This is a genomic window from Bacillus sp. FSL K6-1560 (assembly GCF_038592935.1).
In the GTDB taxonomy this organism is placed as follows: Bacteria; Bacillota; Bacilli; order Bacillales; family Bacillaceae; genus Bacillus; species Bacillus subtilis.
On sequence record NZ_CP151946.1, the window covers coordinates 2,813,855 to 2,830,135 of the forward strand.

Annotated in this window: 19 protein-coding genes and 2 riboswitches; of the genes, 6 read left to right on the forward strand and 13 right to left on the reverse strand. The window is 42.8% G+C overall.

Annotated elements, in window-relative coordinates:
- The first annotated feature begins 29 nt into the window (after positions 1–29).
- Positions 30–965 (forward strand): Ku protein, encoded by a 936-nt coding sequence (locus tag NYE22_RS14995; protein ID WP_074794217.1) that lies wholly within the window; start codon positions 30–32, stop codon positions 963–965.
- A gap of 3 nt (positions 966–968) precedes the next feature.
- Positions 969–2,804 carry a DNA ligase D gene (locus NYE22_RS15000; RefSeq protein WP_342411946.1) on the forward strand — a complete coding sequence of 612 codons (1,836 nt, stop codon included), beginning with the start codon at positions 969–971 and terminating at the stop codon, positions 2,802–2,804.
- Positions 2,805–2,827: 23 nt separating this feature from the next.
- Here the strand turns inward: NYE22_RS15000 and NYE22_RS15005 are convergent, their stop codons facing one another.
- A complete protein-coding gene (locus tag NYE22_RS15005; RefSeq protein ID WP_021479427.1) occupies positions 2,828–3,841 on the reverse strand; it encodes a glycosyltransferase family 2 protein in 1,014 nt (337 codons plus the stop codon).
- 12 nt (positions 3,842–3,853) lie between these two features.
- Complete coding sequence (locus NYE22_RS15010) at positions 3,854–5,548, reverse strand: DUF6044 family protein (protein WP_014479610.1); 1,695 nt, start codon at positions 5,546–5,548, stop codon at positions 3,854–3,856.
- A gap of 192 nt (positions 5,549–5,740) precedes the next feature.
- Here NYE22_RS15010 and NYE22_RS15015 point away from each other — a divergent pair, with 192 nt between their 5' ends.
- Positions 5,741–6,553: a metallophosphoesterase gene (locus tag NYE22_RS15015; protein ID WP_342411947.1), complete on the forward strand. Its 813-nt coding sequence runs from the start codon at positions 5,741–5,743 to the stop codon at positions 6,551–6,553.
- Between the two features lie 27 nt (positions 6,554–6,580).
- Here the strand turns inward: NYE22_RS15015 and NYE22_RS15020 are convergent, their stop codons facing one another.
- Positions 6,581–7,132 (reverse strand): hypothetical protein, encoded by a 552-nt coding sequence (locus tag NYE22_RS15020; protein ID WP_031314982.1) that lies wholly within the window; start codon positions 7,130–7,132, stop codon positions 6,581–6,583.
- Positions 7,133–7,223: 91 nt separating this feature from the next.
- Here NYE22_RS15020 and NYE22_RS15025 point away from each other — a divergent pair, with 91 nt between their 5' ends.
- Entirely contained in the window at positions 7,224–8,345 is a 1,122-nt protein-coding gene (locus NYE22_RS15025; RefSeq protein ID WP_041850907.1) for a glycosyl transferase, read from the forward strand.
- A gap of 14 nt (positions 8,346–8,359) precedes the next feature.
- On the opposite strand, the gene NYE22_RS15030 is transcribed toward NYE22_RS15025, so the two are convergent.
- From NYE22_RS15030 to NYE22_RS15040, 3 genes are all read right to left on the reverse strand, one after another.
- Positions 8,360–8,824 carry a MarR family transcriptional regulator gene (locus tag NYE22_RS15030; RefSeq protein ID WP_003232536.1) on the reverse strand — a complete coding sequence of 155 codons (465 nt, stop codon included), beginning with the start codon at positions 8,822–8,824 and terminating at the stop codon, positions 8,360–8,362.
- A gap of 132 nt (positions 8,825–8,956) precedes the next feature.
- The gene (ykoL, locus tag NYE22_RS15035; protein WP_003245766.1) at positions 8,957–9,139 is read right to left on the reverse strand and encodes a stress response protein YkoL; all 183 of its coding nucleotides are present in this window, start codon (positions 9,137–9,139) and stop codon (positions 8,957–8,959) included.
- 87 nt (positions 9,140–9,226) lie between these two features.
- The gene (locus tag NYE22_RS15040) at positions 9,227–9,382 is read right to left on the reverse strand and encodes a hypothetical protein (protein WP_003232538.1); all 156 of its coding nucleotides are present in this window, start codon (positions 9,380–9,382) and stop codon (positions 9,227–9,229) included.
- 194 nt (positions 9,383–9,576) lie between these two features.
- Here NYE22_RS15040 and tnrA point away from each other — a divergent pair, with 194 nt between their 5' ends.
- On the forward strand, positions 9,577–9,909 hold the full coding sequence (gene tnrA, locus NYE22_RS15045) for a MerR family transcriptional regulator TnrA (protein ID WP_003232541.1): 333 nt from the start codon (positions 9,577–9,579) through the stop codon (positions 9,907–9,909).
- A 42-nt stretch (positions 9,910–9,951) separates the two neighbouring features.
- On the opposite strand, the gene mgtE is transcribed toward tnrA, so the two are convergent.
- The 7 genes from mgtE to ykoG all read right to left on the reverse strand — a co-directional run bounded on the left by mgtE (position 9,952) and on the right by ykoG (position 15,367).
- Positions 9,952–11,307, reverse strand: a complete 1,356-nt coding sequence (gene mgtE / locus NYE22_RS15050; RefSeq protein ID WP_003232543.1) for a magnesium transporter — start codon at positions 11,305–11,307, stop codon at positions 9,952–9,954.
- Between the two features lie 17 nt (positions 11,308–11,324).
- Positions 11,325–11,447: a hypothetical protein gene (locus NYE22_RS15055; protein ID WP_009967087.1), complete on the reverse strand. Its 123-nt coding sequence runs from the start codon at positions 11,445–11,447 to the stop codon at positions 11,325–11,327.
- A gap of 91 nt (positions 11,448–11,538) precedes the next feature.
- Positions 11,539–11,704: riboswitch (M-box (ykoK) riboswitch) on the reverse strand.
- 107 nt (positions 11,705–11,811) lie between these two features.
- Positions 11,812–11,949 carry a transcriptional regulator SplA domain-containing protein gene (locus NYE22_RS15060; RefSeq protein WP_342411948.1) on the reverse strand — a complete coding sequence of 46 codons (138 nt, stop codon included), beginning with the start codon at positions 11,947–11,949 and terminating at the stop codon, positions 11,812–11,814.
- Positions 11,950–12,031: 82 nt separating this feature from the next.
- Complete coding sequence (locus NYE22_RS15065) at positions 12,032–12,544, reverse strand: PepSY domain-containing protein (protein ID WP_077670673.1); 513 nt, start codon at positions 12,542–12,544, stop codon at positions 12,032–12,034.
- 91 nt (positions 12,545–12,635) lie between these two features.
- Complete coding sequence (locus NYE22_RS15070; protein WP_003244905.1) at positions 12,636–13,316, reverse strand: PepSY domain-containing protein; 681 nt, start codon at positions 13,314–13,316, stop codon at positions 12,636–12,638.
- Positions 13,313–14,677, reverse strand: coding sequence for a two-component system sensor histidine kinase YkoH (gene ykoH / locus NYE22_RS15075; protein WP_064671308.1), 1,365 nt, complete (start codon positions 14,675–14,677; stop codon positions 13,313–13,315). Before ykoH ends, NYE22_RS15070 begins: the two co-directional genes overlap by 4 nt.
- A gap of 3 nt (positions 14,678–14,680) precedes the next feature.
- Entirely contained in the window at positions 14,681–15,367 is a 687-nt protein-coding gene (gene ykoG, locus NYE22_RS15080) for a two-component system response regulator YkoG (RefSeq protein WP_033884992.1), read from the reverse strand.
- A 101-nt stretch (positions 15,368–15,468) separates the two neighbouring features.
- Positions 15,469–15,581, forward strand: a riboswitch (TPP riboswitch).
- A 96-nt stretch (positions 15,582–15,677) separates the two neighbouring features.
- Here ykoG and thiU point away from each other — a divergent pair.
- Positions 15,678–16,280 (forward strand): HMP/thiamine ABC transporter substrate-binding protein ThiU, encoded by a 603-nt coding sequence (gene thiU / locus NYE22_RS15085; protein WP_072174122.1) that lies wholly within the window; start codon positions 15,678–15,680, stop codon positions 16,278–16,280.
- Position 16,281 lies beyond the last annotated feature (1 nt).

Sequence of the window (16,281 nt, forward strand, 5' to 3'; positions counted from 1 at the left end):
GGATTTTTTTCACCCATAAGTTACTACACATGAATCGTACTCCTTCTCTTCACACTAAAGAAAAAAAGGGGTTTATCGATATGCATACAATGTGGAAGGGATCGATCAGCTTCGGATTAGTAAACATCCCCATCAAGCTATATGCGGCCACAGAAGATAAAGATATTAAACTGCGCAGCCTCCATAAAGAGGATCACGCACCAATCAAATACGAGAAAGTTTGCACAAATTGCGAAAAAACTCTTAGTCCTGATGAAATTGTGAAGGGATATGAATATGTAAAAGGGAAATATGTAGTGCTGACGGACGAAGATTTAAAAAGCTTAAAACAGGAGCATGAGGAGAAAGCAGTTGAGATTGTTGACTTTGTTCAGCTTCAGGAAATTGATCCGATTTATTTTAACCGCTCCTACTTTGTCGGCCCCGGGGATAATGGGACAAAGGCCTATACCCTGCTGCGTGAGGCGCTGCGCTCAACCGGAAAGATCGGTATCGCCAATATGACAATCAGGTCAAAGCAGCAGCTGGCGATTCTCCGCGTTTATGAAAATTGTATCGTCATGGAGTCTATCCATTATCCGGATGAGGTCAGAAGCGCCGCTCATGTCCCAGGTGTACCTGATCAATCGAATGTAAACGATAAGGAACTGCAAACCGCTATCACTTTAATAGATGAACTGACTGCTGAGTTTGAGCCTAAGAAATATGAAGACACGTACCGACAGGCGCTGCTGCAAAGAGTCAACGACAAGCTAGAAAATAAAGAAACGGCCGTCACTCCTGATAAAGCGCCACCTCGTGAAGATGTCATTGACCTGGTAAGCGCTCTGCAAGCCAGCATTGACAGAACCAGAAGGCCGAACAGGGAGACACCGGCTGCCGCACCTGCACAAGCCGCTGAACCGAAAGGAGCCGGAGATAAAAAACAAAAAACAACTAGAAAAAAAGCCTCCGGCACGTCATAGCCCATGGCGTTTACCATGCAGCCGATCTTAACTTCGTCACCGCCAATCGGAGCAGAATGGCGTTACGAAGTAAAATATGATGGGTACCGCTGTATTCTCCGCATCCATTCTTCAGGTGTGACCTTAACCAGCAGAAATGGTGTGGAGCTCAGCAGCACCTTCCCTGAAATCACACAATTCGCCAAAACTGCCTTTCAGCACATGGAAAAAGAGCTTCCGCTGACACTTGATGGTGAAATCGTATGTTTGGTGAATCCTTGTCGTGCAGATTTTGAACACCTTCAAGTGCGGGGGCGTTTGAAAAGGCCAGACAAGATTCAGGAATCGGCAAACGCGCGGCCGTGCTGCTTTCTCGCCTTTGATTTGTTAGAGCGAAGCGGAGAAGATGTAACGCTTCTTTCGTATTTGGACCGCAAAAAATCTCTGCGTGAACTCATATCCGCAGCAAAGCTTCCTGCATCTCCAGATCCTTACGCAAAAGAAACCATTCAATCCATTCCCTGTTATGATCATTTTGATCAACTCTGGGAGATGGTAATAAAATATGACGGAGAAGGAATTGTAGCGAAGAAAACAAACAGCAAATGGCTTGAAAAGAAGCGGTCGTCCGATTGGCTCAAATATAAAAACTTTAAACAAGCTTATGTTTGCATAACAGGGTTCAACCCTAACAACGGGTTTCTGACGGTATCTGTGTTAAAAAACGGAATAATGACACCGATTGCCTCTGTCTCGCACGGAATGCGCGATGAGGAAAAAAGCGCTATACGCGAGATTATGGAACAGCACGGACAGCAAACACCCTCAGGCGAATTTACGCTTGAACCTTCGATTTGTGCAGCTGTTCAATACTTAACAATTCTCCAAGGCACATTAAGAGAGGTATCGTTTATCGGTTTCGAATTCCAAATGGACTGGACCGAATGCACATATGCGCAAGTCATACGACACTCCAAACCGGTTCACCCAAAGCTCCAGTTCACAAGCCTGGATAAAATCATATTTGAAAAGAATAAAAAAACAAAAGAAGATTTTATTCAGTATATGATTGAAGTCAGTGACTATCTGCTCCCATTTCTGAAAAACCGGGCTGTCACCGTCATCCGCTATCCGCATGGATCTAGGAGCGAATCATTTTTCCAAAAAAACAAGCCGGACTATGCGCCGGATTTTGTTCAATCTTTCTATGATGGAAGCCATGAACATATTGTCTGTGAGGATATGTCTACATTGCTATGGCTTTGTAACCAGCTTGCTTTGGAGTTTCACGTTCCTTTTCAAACCATTAAAAGCAGGCGTCCGGCTGAGATTGTCATTGATTTAGACCCGCCTTCGCGAGATGACTTTCTTATGGCCGTGCAGGCCGCAAATGAACTGAAGCGGCTGTTGGATTCCTTTGGCATCACATCGTACCCGAAGCTGTCCGGCAACAAAGGCATCCAGCTTTATATTCCCTTGTCTCCCGAGGCATTTACGTATGAAGAAACACGCCAATTTACGCAGCTGATCGCAGAGTACTGCACCAATGCATTTCCCGAGCTATTTACCACTGAACGCTTGATTAAAAACAGACACGGCAAATTGTATCTTGATTATTTGCAGCATGCAGAAGGAAAAACGATTATCTGTCCTTATTCGACGAGAGGAAATGAGCTTGGGACTGTCGCAGCCCCTCTCTACTGGCATGAGGTGCAATCATCTTTAACACCCGCTCTGTTTACAATTGATACGGTCATCGATCGAATTAAGAAGCAGGGCTGCCCATTTTTTGATTTTTACCGCAACCCGCAAGACGAACCGCTTAGCGCCATATTGCATCAGTTAAAGAAAAAGAGCTGACTAATGAAGTCAGCTCTTTCCGTTTAACTGTACTTTTTTTCTAACCGCTCTTTTTCCTGGCGCTGGAGCGGGCTCAGCTGCTCATTATACAAATCAATATCAATCGCGTATTTCGGCCGTCTTTTCACTTCAGAAAAAATCGTTCCAATATACTCTCCGATGATGCCAATTCCCATCAATTGCAACCCGCCCAAAAACCAAATGGATATGATGAGAGACGCCCAGCCTGCATTCGTATGGCCGAGCAGCTTTTGAATAAACGCGCCAATCCCTGCCACAGCGCTGAGGAAAAACAAAACAAACCCTAAAAGCGTAAAGAATCGAATTGGTGCGACACTGAATGAAGTAATCCCGTTAAAAGCGAAGGATAGCATCTTTTTCAGCGGATATTTCGTTTTGCCGGCAAAGCGTTCCTTGCGGTCATACAACACTTCGGCCGATTTAAAGCCGATCATAGGGACAATACCTCTTAAAAACAGATTCGCTTCCGGATAACGCTCAAGCTCTTCAAGGGACCTTTTATTCATTAAACGAAAATCAGCATGATTATAAATTAATTTAATCCCAAGCTTATTCATGAGACGATAAAACCCTAACGCGGTCGTGCGCTTGAAAAAGGTATCGGTTTTTCTGCTCCGGCGTACACCGTAAACGATCTCGCAGCCCTCATGATACTTCAGCATAAAATCCCGGATCACAGAGATGTCGTCCTGAAGATCAGCATCGATCGAAATGACGCAGTCTGACCTATTCTTCGCTTTATGCAGTCCGGCTAAAAGCGCTTTTTGGTGGCCGACATTGCAGGCTAATTTTAAGCCGGTAACCTTCTTGTTTCTTATGCTCTCCATAGCAATTAAAGCCCAAGTGCGGTCTTTGCTGCCATCATCGACAAACAGAATTTTACTGTCTTCAGCAATTAATTTTTCTTCAATTAAATCATCTACAACCTCTGTCAGCTGACAGCTTGTTTCTTGAAACACTTCCTCTTCATTGAAACACGGGACGACGATGGTTAATACTGGCTGTGACTGTTTCAATCGATATCCTCCTTATCTTGTTTCATATAAATAAATGCGCCAGGCGGAATCTTTATGGTCAAACGTCTTTACGAGCGCGAGATGGTTTTGTTCAGCATTCATGATCGGAACTGAAGAAAAAATGTACCGTCCGCCCATTTTTTTAAATACATCTGTATTTAATTGAAGGTTGTTGATCGTTTTCTTCGAGTTCTTTTTGAAATCATATCGTTTACCGAGTTCATCGACAAAAAGGTAGCAGCGGCTGCCCCATTCATCAAAGTATTGTTTCAGCCGAGAATTTTTTTCCAGCTCTTTTTCGATGATTTTCCTAAATTCATATTTATATGAAAGCGGATACAGATTGTTATACGTATCTAACGTATAAAACCCGTTATATTGGGCGATAGACGGATGCAGTCCGATGCTCGCCACCCTGTACGAATCCTGCGGACGTCCGATATATTCCTTAATCTCTTTGAATTGCTCCGATGCATAAAACTCCTTGAATGTCGGCGCGTTGTAATGAACGCCATACGTATATTCTTCATTAAAAGGCGCCAACACCATCAGCTGTGCAGCGACTGCGGCGTACACAAGCCATTTCCATCCTTTCCCCATCCGCCAAATGAGATATAAAGCAAGCGCAAAGCTCACGTATATAACAAGCGGCCGAAGAAAATGAAAACGGGCAAAATTAAATTCAGCTAAAAAGGCAAATTTCTGCTTTGGAACAGCCCAAATTTTGTTGAACCAAAACGCATACCATAATGACAATCCATAATTAAGCACACATAAAAACAGATAAACATTTTCTGGCTTTGTCCGATTTCGTTTGAACAGCAGAGCAGCAAATACGACCAGCAGGATCGGAAGGATGACAACGGTATGAACGGTCATCACATGATTATGGCCATAGACAAAGTTTTTTACGGATAGCCGAAGAGAATGCCAAACGTCATGCCTGGATGAGATAAATTCGATACGATGCATCGGTGCGTGCTCAAACAGCATCGAATAGACAAGCCGATATTCAACGAAAAGATAAATACTCGTCATAAATGCAATACTGCCTAAGAACATCAAATTCCATCTTCTTTTTGTAATGGCATCATACAGCCAAAAACACGCCATCCCTGCCAGGAAAAAGAAAAAGCCTAGAACAAAGCTTGAGTATAGAGGGAGCAAGCCCAGCGTCAGCCACTCTCTCCATGAGATATCCCCTTTTCGGATATTTAAAAAAGCCCACAGTGCCAAAGGATACCCAAGCGTACTCAGCATTCCCGAAGGCCAGAAAGGTGTTAAGGCAAATGCAAGCGATACGCCAATTCGAATGAAAGCCGCTTTTGGTTCCGGGATTATATGTTTCTTCAGCAGTACATACATTCCAAAAAAAGCGACAACTCTTGTAACCGTCTGGCTTATTGCATAGGCGGTCATGGAAGAAAAGAAAGCATGGAGCCAAACAATTCCGCTCCACTCGGTGCCAAAGGCATCCCGGGGCAGCCCGTTAATGATTTGCGGAATGGCAGCGTCAACCTTGCCGACGATTTCTCCGCTATCGGCCAGAACCTTGTACCAAGCGATGTTGGAATCTAAATTATCGTGGACCCGGATATGGGCATCTTCCTTTAAAATAAAAAGCGGGGATACATACAATAAAAGAAGAAATAATGCGATCCAGAGATAATATGTTTCTTTTTTTTGTTGTCTCATCAATCGTAACATTGCTTACACATCCATTTGTTATTCTGACTCCGTCGGCATGTTCTGCCTCATGTGTCAAAATTTATTATCCCTTTTCCCTTCCAAATCATTCATCATATGACAATCCGTTTTTCAACCTGTCTCTACCCATTAATTCCCGCTATCCATAGGGCTTGATCACTTACTATACTGATAGAAGGGAGGGGATATATTTTGTTTACAATCTTACTTTCATTGGCCATACTCGTATTTGTGCCATTTCTATATAAAGCGAACCGCAATACAAAAGATGTGAAAGTCAACACCATTTCAATCGACCAAAAAGACGGCCTTCCAGCCAGAAAAAAATTAAATATCCTTCATTTATCAGATCTTCACTTGGAAAACATTTCTGTCTCACCTGAGAAGCTGTATCATTTAACAAAAGATCAGCCTGTGGACATCATTGCTCTTACCGGGGATTTTCTTGATCGGAAACGTAATATTCCGAAGCTGGCAGGTTACTTGAACGCCTTGCAAAAGCTGAAGCCTGCATATGGAATGTACGCGGTGTTCGGTAACCACGATTATGTATTGAAAGAAGAGGACTTTCAGAGATTGAAGCGAGTTTTAGAGGAAAACGGCTGTATCACGCTGCAAAATGAACATGTTCGAATCGAGACGGCTGCAGGGCCAGTCAATATTATTGGCATTGATGATTACAGTACGAATCGGAGTAATATCAACGGCTCTTATCAAAGTCTGGAAAATGGCTATCATCTTGTCTTAACACATGACCCAAATATTATTCTGGATATGAAGGATGTTCATTATGATTACCTGCTGTCAGGGCATTTTCACGGCGGGCAAATTCACTGGCCAAAACCGTATCATTTGGTGAAAATGGGAAAGCTCGTGCGAATGAACATGATTAAAGGCCTTCATTATCATCACGATAAACCATTTTATATCAGCGAGGGCTTGGGACAAACCGGCGTAAATATCCGTGTCGGAAGCCGTCCTGAAGTGACATTTCATCAGATTTAATCAAAAAAGACTGTGCTGACCGAGGCATCAGTCTTTTTTTTGATAGGTTTTCTGCAGCTTTTCTTTTGAGATAAACAAATAGGATGAATTCGGTAAATGCCGCAAGCTCACAGGCTTTGAAGTCAAATATAAAATCGGCACATGGGACACTTTTTTAAAACATCTGTAAAAAGGATTCACCGGGGTGATCACATCAAAGCCGAGCCTTTCCACACCTTTGTCAAGCATTGTAATCCCAATGATTCCTTTGATTTTCTCGCTTTTTTTATGATTGTTAATATAGTCAAGAAGAAGCGGCATCGATTGATATACTTTCTGATAAATAATGATTCCCTTTCTGACTGCGCTCTCAATGCTTTGCAGCTCCCTGATCAGCTTTATGTTATGCAGGTGGATTTTAACGAGCACATCATTTTTTCTTATATGCGTTCCGTCGCTAAGCACGACATGATGTCCTTTGTACTTCGTCAGCCTGACTCGAAAGACGCTTTTACGATCTTTGTCAACCAAGGTCAGCCTTGAAAAAAAGAAATAAATCGGGTCAACCACTCTCCATATGGAAAGGAAACAAGTTTTCATCTTTTCACCTTCCTTATGATCAAAAACACCCTTATATTTTGTGAACGTTCTCCTCAAAATATAGTTGCCATATTTTTTTAGGAGGACTGTCATGAAAAACATTCTCATTTTTCCTTTTTTAAGCATTTCCACCGGCCATCATCATGTGGCTGATGCATTGCAGGCTGAATTAGAGTCTCAAGGGCTGGCAGCTGAAAAGATTGATATCTTTTCACATGCGTATAGCCGTTTAGAAAAATTGTCCTCCGTGGCTTATTTAAAATGGATTCAATATTTCCCGAAAACGTACAGCGGCATTTACAGGCTCCTCGCCTGCGGAGAATTTCAGCATGACAAACGCTATTTCATGTACGAATGGCTGTTCACACAGCAAATGAGGCACATCCTCCAAGAAAAACAGCCTGATATCGCCTTCTGCACACATGCGCTGCCTTCTTATCTGCTGAACCGACTAAAGCCTGAATATCCGAATCTGACGGTTGTGAATGTATACACTGATTTTTTCGTGAATCAATTATGGGGACGGAAGAACATTGATTACCATTTTGTTCCGAGCACGGAAGTAAAGAAGCAGCTAATATCAGAGGGGATCGATCAGAACAACATATACTTGACCGGCATTCCAGTTCACCGAAATTTTGAAATGGAATCAGCAGATACCTTGCAGCACCACTCGCCATATACCATCATCATCACAGGAGGCAGCATGGGGGTCGGTGGGATTTTAAAATGGGTGCAGGAACTGTCGCCAGGCGGAAAGATCTTATACAAAATATTATGCGGCAGAAACGAAAAGCTCTACTCCTATGTCAAAAGTTTACACCACCCCTTGATTGAGGCAATTCCTTACCTTCACAGCAAAGCAGAGATGAACCGTTTGTACGAACAGGCGACAGGCATCATGACTAAACCCGGAGGCGTGACCATCAGTGAATGCTTACAGAAACGGCTTCCGGTATTTATTTATCATGCACTGCCGGGACAGGAGGAAATGAATTTAAACCTTCTACATGAAAGGAAGCTCGTCACAGATATGAGAAACTGGGACATGCAGAAAGCAGAAGAGTATATCGCGGTATTTTTTCAATCGAACGAACAGATGAAGGAGTATAAAAAACACGTCAATGGATACCTTGGCGAAATGTCTGATAGGAAGATTGAAGATGTTTTAAAAAGAATCATATGGAAACAAAAAAACACTCTCCTGAAATAGAGAGTGTAGAATAGTTAACGAAACAGCAAATGCTGGCTGTGTATGCCTGCTTTCTTGAGCAGGACGATCAGCTGGTCCTGTTCATCAGGCGAAAGACCTGAAAACGCTCTCGCAATACGCAGTGCATGAATCGGATAAATTTTATCCAAATACTCATTTCCCTTGTCAGTTAAATGTGCGTAAACAGAGCGTTTATCTTTCGGGTCCTGCTCCCTTACTAAAAACCCGTTTCTTTCTAGTTTGTCAATAACATATGTGACGTTTCCGCTTACAAGCAGAAGTCTCGACCCAATTTGCTGTAATTTTTGCGGGCCTCTTGTGTACAGGAGCTCCAGTACAGCAAATTCAGTGGGATTAAAACCGTGCTCTTTGCTATCACGGATACTATGTTCGGACACACTTTTGAAAGCCCTTGCAAAAACTCTGTACAAATTCATCGCACGCTCAACTTCTTCTTCGTTAAACGATAATCTCATCATATCTACCTCGTATATAGGATTTTTATAAAAAAATAATGAAAACCCTTACATATAATAAGAGTTCAGTCCCTTACTATACGTATTCGCTATAATTCGAGAAATTCCTTCTAAAAGCAAAAAAATCCTTATACATTATCTTGTATAAGGATAATTTTTATGATTTGTAATGCTTCGAAAGAAATAAGCGTATTCTTTCCGAAGCTCAGAAATCGTCATTTTGTTCATGACCTCTTTATTATAAACCCCAATCTGATAGAGTTTTTCAGAATAATGGCGTCGTTCTTTTTCTAAAGCGGATTTCAATAAATTACTCATAGCGTCCTCCTTCATTTTGAGGTATCCTATACAAAAGATACTCTTTTTAAATGAACGTGGTATGAATCTAATGTAAAGAATTTATGTTTACGAAGATTTTCGGTATTGTCCGTTTTGAACCGATCTTAATAATTGAAAAGCCTGTTCTCCGGCAAGCTGCATAAACGTCTCCAGCATTTCATCACGCTTGATATCCAACTCTATAATTTCTTTTGCCAGTGAGACCGCCTTTTCTTCCTCCATGATTATCCTTCCTCCTCGTTTGATTCGTTACATAAAGGATAAAACGCGCTTGGGTGTTACGCATTATTCTTGTTAATTTTTCTTCCGTATTTTTTCAAAAATCTTCTATTTGATGTTAGAAAATATGACAAGCGTCAGGTTTTTTCTCTTTGTTTTTTATATACTATTATCAAAAGACATCCAGGGGTGGAAAAATGACCACAGAAGATCATTCTTATAAAGACAAAAAAGTGATTTCAATCGGAATTGTGAGTGAATTGACAGGATTGTCCGTAAGACAGATCAGGTATTATGAGGAACGAAAGCTCATTTACCCGCAGCGTTCTTCAAGGGGGACAAGAAAATACTCTTTTGCCGATGTGGAGCGGCTGATGGATATCGCCAATAAGCGTGAAGACGGCGTACAGACGGCAGAGATTTTAAAGGATATGCGCAAAAAAGAACAGATGTTAAAAAACGATCCGCAAGTGCGGAAAAAAATGCTGGAGGGGCAGCTTAATGCTCACTTTCGGTACAAAAACCGTTAAATAATAAAAGTCCGGCTCGCAGTTGAGACGGACTTTTTACGTTTATAATGAGTGAATGAATGCAGTGGCAATGCCAAAGTAGATTAATAAAGATAAAATATCGTTTAACGTTGTAATCAGCGGTCCAGAAGCAATCGCCGGGTCTACTTTCAGTTTGTGCAAAATAATAGGGATAATCGTTCCTGACATCGTGCCGATGATTAAGGTTAAGAACAGTGAAGAGGCGACAACAAATCCCAAAAGCGCATTCCCCTGCCATATGATGGAGACAATCGCAATCAGCACAGAACAAACCGCTCCGATAAAAATACTTGTTCTGAACTCCCGGAAGATCAGGCGCACAATCGTTTTTTTGTTCATTTCTTCTTTAGACAAACCTCTGATGACAACCGCGAGAGATTGTGTTCCCGTATTTCCTGTCATCCCTGACACCATCGGCATGAAAAACGCAAGCGCGACAACCTGCTTCAGCGCGTCTTCAAAATAGCTGATAATGCTTCCTGAAATCAGTCCGATAAACAAGAGTAAAATCAGCCATGGCAGGCGCCGGTATGCCGCCACGTAAGCTTTTGTGTCAAAGGTGATGTCTTTACCGGAAGCTGCAAATTTTTCGTAATCCTCATCAGCTTCCCGAATAACGACGTCGATAATATCATCGACCGTCACAATGCCGACAAGCACGTTGTTTTCTTCTACAACCGGTATTGCCAAAAAATCGTAACGTTCTATCAGGCGGGCAACTTCTTCCTGGTCCTGAAGAGCATCTGCTGATATGACGCGGGTAAACATTAAATCCTGCACCTTTTCTTCAGGTTCACCCAGAATCAAATCGCGGTAGGAAAGAACCCCAACCAGCTGTTTGCTTTCATTAATAACATATAAGTAGTTGATCGATTCAGCTATTTCAGCGAAGCTTTTCAGTTTGACGACCGCGTCTTTTACCGTGTAATGCTGAGGAATCCACACATACCGGTTTGTCATCATGCGTCCCGCTGAATCAGCCGGGTAATTCATTAAGAGCTGTACAGCTTTTGACTCTGACGCTTCCATGCTGGACAAAAGCTGTTCCTTCAGTTCTTCGTCCATTTCTTCAAGCAATTGAGCGAGGTCATCGTTGTCCATTTTGTTCATCGCCAGTGTTGCTTTTGTTTTTCCGACTTTATTTAAGACGACAAGCTGAAATTCGCGTTCCAGCTCCCCGATCATATCAGTGATATCGTCTACAGTTAAATAAGATAAATAGCGGGCGCGGTGTTTTTCCGGCATTTCTTTAAAAATAAATGCCATGTCATAGGGCTGAAGCTCATCAATAACACTTCTGAAATCCCTGATTTTCCCGTCTCGAAGTAAAATAATGATGCGTAAAATGAGTTCGTCATAGGTCATGTTTTGAACCATCGGGACTCGTACCTCCTCTACGGAGACGTGCCGGCCTCGCCAGAAGGTGCGGCAGTTCGTCTCCTCATCGTGTAATCAATTGTCTTGCTGTCATAGTATATGGGTACTTCTTCAGATTGACTCGAATGGGGAGAATCCATACTCCGCACCTCCTTTGATTGGTTTCGTTTTAAAGGCATAAAAAAAGCCTTCGGGATTGAAGGTGAAAGAAGCACGGCAAAAAAAGCGTGCGGGCGCCTTCAATCGTAGAGCTTTAGCACTGTATGGCATAGGACAAGCATCCAGCTGCATTAAAAATCACCTTATGTCGATGATTTCTGTTGACCCATTGGCGTCTTTGGACATTTTTGGGCAGCAGCGTATCTCCATACAGGAGCCTCACCTAACGAAGTTCCTAATTGAATTGACACACTGAGATTACAGAAAAAAACAAGCTGTGTCAACTCAAAAAAGTAATAAATGCGCTTACATCACAATTACGGAACAAAACAAGGGCCTAAGCCCTTATTCTGTTGTTTGTGTCTCGTCATCATCAGAAAGCAAATGATACGTTTCATGAAGAAATAAGGCATACTCTCCTTCCTTCGTCGGATGAGGGACATATTCAGCCTGATTGATGTATTGCTCCTCTTTCTTTTCCATGCGTTTCGCCTCCTTTTCTACTTAGATTGTCCAAAAGAAGATTTCTTATCATGAAAAACCCCCGCTGCAGCGGGGGTTTTGATTAGTCATCTATCTCCTGTTTGATAATGCGTCCATCTTTTGCAGAAATTTCAAATTCTGTCTCAGTTCCTTGCTTCGTTTGGATTTCCATTTCATAGATGTAAGCACCGTCATCTTCGTCAAGCTTACTTTCTGTTACGGTTCCGCCTGTTTGCTTTAAAGCAATTTCTTCAGCTTCTTCTTTGGTTATGGCGACTTGTTCTGCTTTCTCCTTTAACGGGTCATTAAGCGCTTGTTTTGTATGAATATCTACATAAACGTCGTAGTCTTCACCTTCTTTTTCAATCTCCACTTCATAGACTTCTTTGCCGTTGTAAAGGTCTCTGTCAATGTCTTCTACTGTGCCGTCAACAACTGTTTTAGCAATTGCTTCTGCTTCTTGTTCAGTGAGTGCACCCGTCTTAGAAGAAGCCTGTCTGTTTTCATTGTTTTCTTTGGCAAACGCGTTGTAGCTGAATCCTCCGGCCGCTAGGCACCCTGCTAAAAGACCGACCATCCATTTTTTCTTGAGCATTTGTGAGTCCTCCTTTGTTTTGTATGAGTACAGTTTACACACTCAACATGAAAGGAAAACGAGAGCAAGATGAGAATTTGATGAGAAACCGTCAGTCTTCATACACAATGTTAGCTACCTTTCCTGTGTAGGCATTGATTTTCACTGTCGCTTCCTTATTATCAGGAAGATCAACGTCTACTTCAAAGATGAGAGTGCCCTCACTTTCTTCGAGATCTGCGTCATCCGCTGTTCCGCCCGTTTTTCGCTCTGCAATTGTTTTGGCTTCTTTTTTCGTAATCGGCGTTTTTTGTTGATCTTTGCTGCTGATTTGATCGGCAGACAAGACTGTTTTTGCCTGCATGTCTACCTTCACTTCGTATGTTTTCCCGTCTTCTTTTTGTATGGTATAAGTGGCAACTTGACTTTGCCGTGTTTGTTTTTTGACCGTTCCCGGCACCCGCTCAAGCGCAAGATGCTCAGCTTCTTTTTCTGTCATGGCAGATGGATTTACTGCTTTTACTCTATTCATTGAAAGAATGTCAGCCGATATTGCGTCTGCTTTTACAAAGTAAGTTCCCTTTGGATTTTCAAGGGTTATATCATATGTTTTTTTATCCTTTGATTGTGTTGCTTTCGTGACCTTGCCTTCATAAGAGGCTTCAACTTTTTTTACGACAGTCTCCTTTGACAATACGTTCTCATGGGTTTGCCGAATGATGAGAAACGTACAGATGATGACAACTAAAATGGCTGCTGCAGCAAAAGATACTGTTTTTATTGTTTTAGTCATCGGCCTCCCCCATTCTGTTCGCTGAATTGCATGGTGACAGCTGTTCCTTGTCCCGGCTTGCTTTTGACAGACAGCTCAATGCCATGCTCATCAGCGATTTGCTTGGCAATGGAAAGGCCTAAACCCGTTCCGCCTGTTTTTCTGTTTCGTGCCTCATCTGCCCGGTAGAACCGTTCGAACAAATGCGGGATATGCTCCTCAGGTATTCCGATGCCTTCATCCCTCACTGATAGAAATGGCCGTCCATTCCTCGTTCCGGCTGACATCTCAATAGGCTTTTCACTATACTTTATTGCATTATCAAGCAAAATGGTCAACAGCTGCTTGATGCGTTCTTCATCAGCCTTTACAAGCAGGCTCTCTTTATCTGTTTCAAGCAATATGTCACGCTGATAAACGGACTGGAGCGTTTGCATAACCGCGCGCGCCGCTTCAATCAGATCGATTGTTTTCAGATCAACCTCGAGTCCTTGATGGCTTTTGGCCAGCGCCAAAAGCTGATTGGTCAGTTTTTTCATATGCACCGCTTCTGAGTGAATGGCTTCTATCGACTCCTCAAGCACCTCCGGCTTTTTTGCCCCCCACCGCTTCATCAGACTGCTGTAGCTTTCTATAATAGTGAGCGGGGTTTTCAATTCGTGTGAAGCATCTTGAACAAATTGCTGCTGTTTATCATAGTGCTCCTTCAGCATCATTGCCATTTCATTAAATGTCAGCCCCATTTGATACAATTCATCGTTGGACTGTCCTTCTAAAGAAATCGTTTTAAATTCTTTGTCTCGCTGTATGTCTTTCATTGTGATCATTAATCGTCTGATCGGATTGATGATACGGCGGGCAAGCAAGCTGCCTGCAAAAAAAGAAGCAATGCAGACAGCAGCACTTGCAGCGATTAAGATGATTTTCAGCAGAAACAGACTCTCTTCTGTGTTCTCCAATCTTTCAACCAGCTGAAGAGACACCACTTGTCCATCGGTCCAAATCACCGGAACAGCAGCCTCGGCAAACAGCTTGCCGTCATGTTTCCTCACATCTGCCGTTTCGCCGCTATGAAAAGAGAGAGGAAAATCTTTATAGGCTTTTTCTTTTGTGATCGTCATAACGGCTTTTTGATCACCATTCACTACACGCACCATGCCATTTGCCGGAAGATAGGCCTGCAGCATATCCTGCAAAGCCACTCCTTCTGTTTCAGCGGCACGCAGCGCTTCGGCAATGTTATCCGTCTCATCAGCAAGCCGGGCCGCATCCTTTGATGTCAGCGCAGACGAAAAAATGAGATATACTGCGGTATGAACCAAAATTAATAAAATCAACAGTGATATCGAAGTGTATAGATGAATCTTGGTCTTCAGCTTCATCGTTTACCCCTTAATGGCATAGCCGACCCCTCGAATCGTATGGATCAGCTGTTTTTCGTAAGGATAGTCCAGTTTTTTTCTGATGTATCTTATGTAGACGTCCACGACATTTGTATCACCGATATAATCAAATCCCCATACCGAGCTTAGAATTTGCTCCCGTGTCAGCACTTGCTGCGGATGCTTTAGCATATAGACGAGCAGATCAAATTCCCGCGGCGTTAATTCCACCTCTTTGTCTCCGCGTCTCACTTCACGGGTTTTTTCGTTCACCCGCAAATCGTCATATGTAAGAAAGGTGCCGATATCTTCAGTTTTTGTTCCATTTTGTCGCAGCGCCGCCCTGATTCTCGCAAGCAATTCCTCGATTTCAAACGGCTTGGTGACATAGTCATTCGCACCGATGTCCAGACCTGTTACCTTATCAGGAATACTGTCTCGCGCCGTTAATAATATGACCGGTGTCTGCGAATCCGTTTTTCTCAAGCGGCGCAGCACTTCCAGTCCGCTAAGCCCCGGAAGCATAACATCAAGAAGCACCAAGGAATACCCGCCTTCCGCTGCCGCATCAAGACCTTCTGTGCCATTGTGTTTGATCGTGACGCTGTATCCTTCATATTCCAATTCAAGCTGAAGAACCCTGGCGATTTTTTCTTCATCTTCCACAATTAATATGTGTCCTTTGTCCAAATGTGATCATCCTCTCCTGTCCCTATATGAAAAAAATGATTTCGTTGTTTACAAAATGATTCTTATCATCTATTATGATGTCAAAATAAAAAATTGTATACGGAAAGCACTAGGGGTGCTGTTTTGGCTGAGATAAAGCGCGGAAGAAACGCGCTTTGATCCCTTATGACCCGATCTGGATAATACCAGCGTGGGGAAGTGCAGGTTGACCGAATGGTGTATTTTTTTGTGCGCTTAATCGATCTATGACTGCATATTCCCTTAGGATATGCAGTTTTTTATTTTACCAAAAAAACAGGAGGTCGGAGAAATGGAGCATATTTGCGGTACAAGCAAAATCGCCGGTTTTCGCTTCTCTTTATATCCGATGACGGATGATTTTATCAGTGTGATCAAGTCTGCGCTGAAAAAAACAGATACATCCAAGGTATGGACGAAAACCGACCATATCAGCACGGTGTTACGCGGATCGATTGATCATGTATTCGATGCTGCAAAAGCCATTTACCTTCATGCAGCAAACAGCGAACAACACATCGTCATGAACGGCACGTTTTCCATTGGATGCCCGGGTGACACACAGGGGGATACATATCTTTCCAAAGGTGATAAGCGTGTCAATGATGATGCTGTCCGAGGCTTGAAGGCGGAAGCGCCGTGCCAATTTGCCCTTTATCCAATGAACGAGCCGGATTATATGGGATTGATTATGAAGGCTGTCGACATTGCAAAAGCCCAAGGCACTTTCGTACAGAGTGTCCATTACGCGAGCGAGCTTGACGGGGATGCGCATGACGTATTCAGCACATTGGAAGCCGTTTTCCGCATGGCCGAGCAGCAAACAAACCATATCACCATGACTGTGAATCTTTCGGCTAACAGTCCATCAAGAAAAAACAGAAAGCAGGGATAAA

Excerpts from the sequence above, each read along its gene's own strand:
- NYE22_RS14995 (WP_074794217.1), top strand. The coding sequence starts at position 30 with ATGAATCGTACTCCTTCTCTTCACACTAAAGAAAAAAAGGGGTTTATC.
- NYE22_RS15000 (WP_342411946.1), top strand. The coding sequence starts at position 969 with ATGGCGTTTACCATGCAGCCGATCTTAACTTCGTCACCGCCAATCGGA.
- NYE22_RS15010 (WP_014479610.1), bottom strand. The coding sequence starts at position 5,548 with ATGTTACGATTGATGAGACAACAAAAAAAAGAAACATATTATCTCTGG.
- NYE22_RS15020 (WP_031314982.1), bottom strand. The coding sequence starts at position 7,132 with ATGAAAACTTGTTTCCTTTCCATATGGAGAGTGGTTGACCCGATTTAT.
- NYE22_RS15025 (WP_041850907.1), top strand. The coding sequence starts at position 7,224 with ATGAAAAACATTCTCATTTTTCCTTTTTTAAGCATTTCCACCGGCCAT.
- NYE22_RS15030 (WP_003232536.1), bottom strand. The coding sequence starts at position 8,824 with ATGATGAGATTATCGTTTAACGAAGAAGAAGTTGAGCGTGCGATGAAT.
- ykoL (WP_003245766.1), bottom strand. The coding sequence starts at position 9,139 with ATGAGTAATTTATTGAAATCCGCTTTAGAAAAAGAACGACGCCATTAT.
- NYE22_RS15040 (WP_003232538.1), bottom strand. The coding sequence starts at position 9,382 with ATGGAGGAAGAAAAGGCGGTCTCACTGGCAAAAGAAATTATAGAGTTG.
- tnrA (WP_003232541.1), top strand. The coding sequence starts at position 9,577 with ATGACCACAGAAGATCATTCTTATAAAGACAAAAAAGTGATTTCAATC.
- mgtE (WP_003232543.1), bottom strand. The coding sequence starts at position 11,307 with ATGGTTCAAAACATGACCTATGACGAACTCATTTTACGCATCATTATT.
- NYE22_RS15055 (WP_009967087.1), bottom strand. The coding sequence starts at position 11,447 with ATGGATTCTCCCCATTCGAGTCAATCTGAAGAAGTACCCATATACTAT.
- NYE22_RS15060 (WP_342411948.1), bottom strand. The coding sequence starts at position 11,949 with ATGGAAAAGAAAGAGGAGCAATACATCAATCAGGCTGAATATGTCCCT.
- NYE22_RS15065 (WP_077670673.1), bottom strand. The coding sequence starts at position 12,544 with ATGCTCAAGAAAAAATGGATGGTCGGTCTTTTAGCAGGGTGCCTAGCG.
- NYE22_RS15070 (WP_003244905.1), bottom strand. The coding sequence starts at position 13,316 with ATGACTAAAACAATAAAAACAGTATCTTTTGCTGCAGCAGCCATTTTA.
- ykoH (WP_064671308.1), bottom strand. The coding sequence starts at position 14,677 with ATGAAGCTGAAGACCAAGATTCATCTATACACTTCGATATCACTGTTG.
- thiU (WP_072174122.1), top strand. The coding sequence starts at position 15,678 with ATGGAGCATATTTGCGGTACAAGCAAAATCGCCGGTTTTCGCTTCTCT.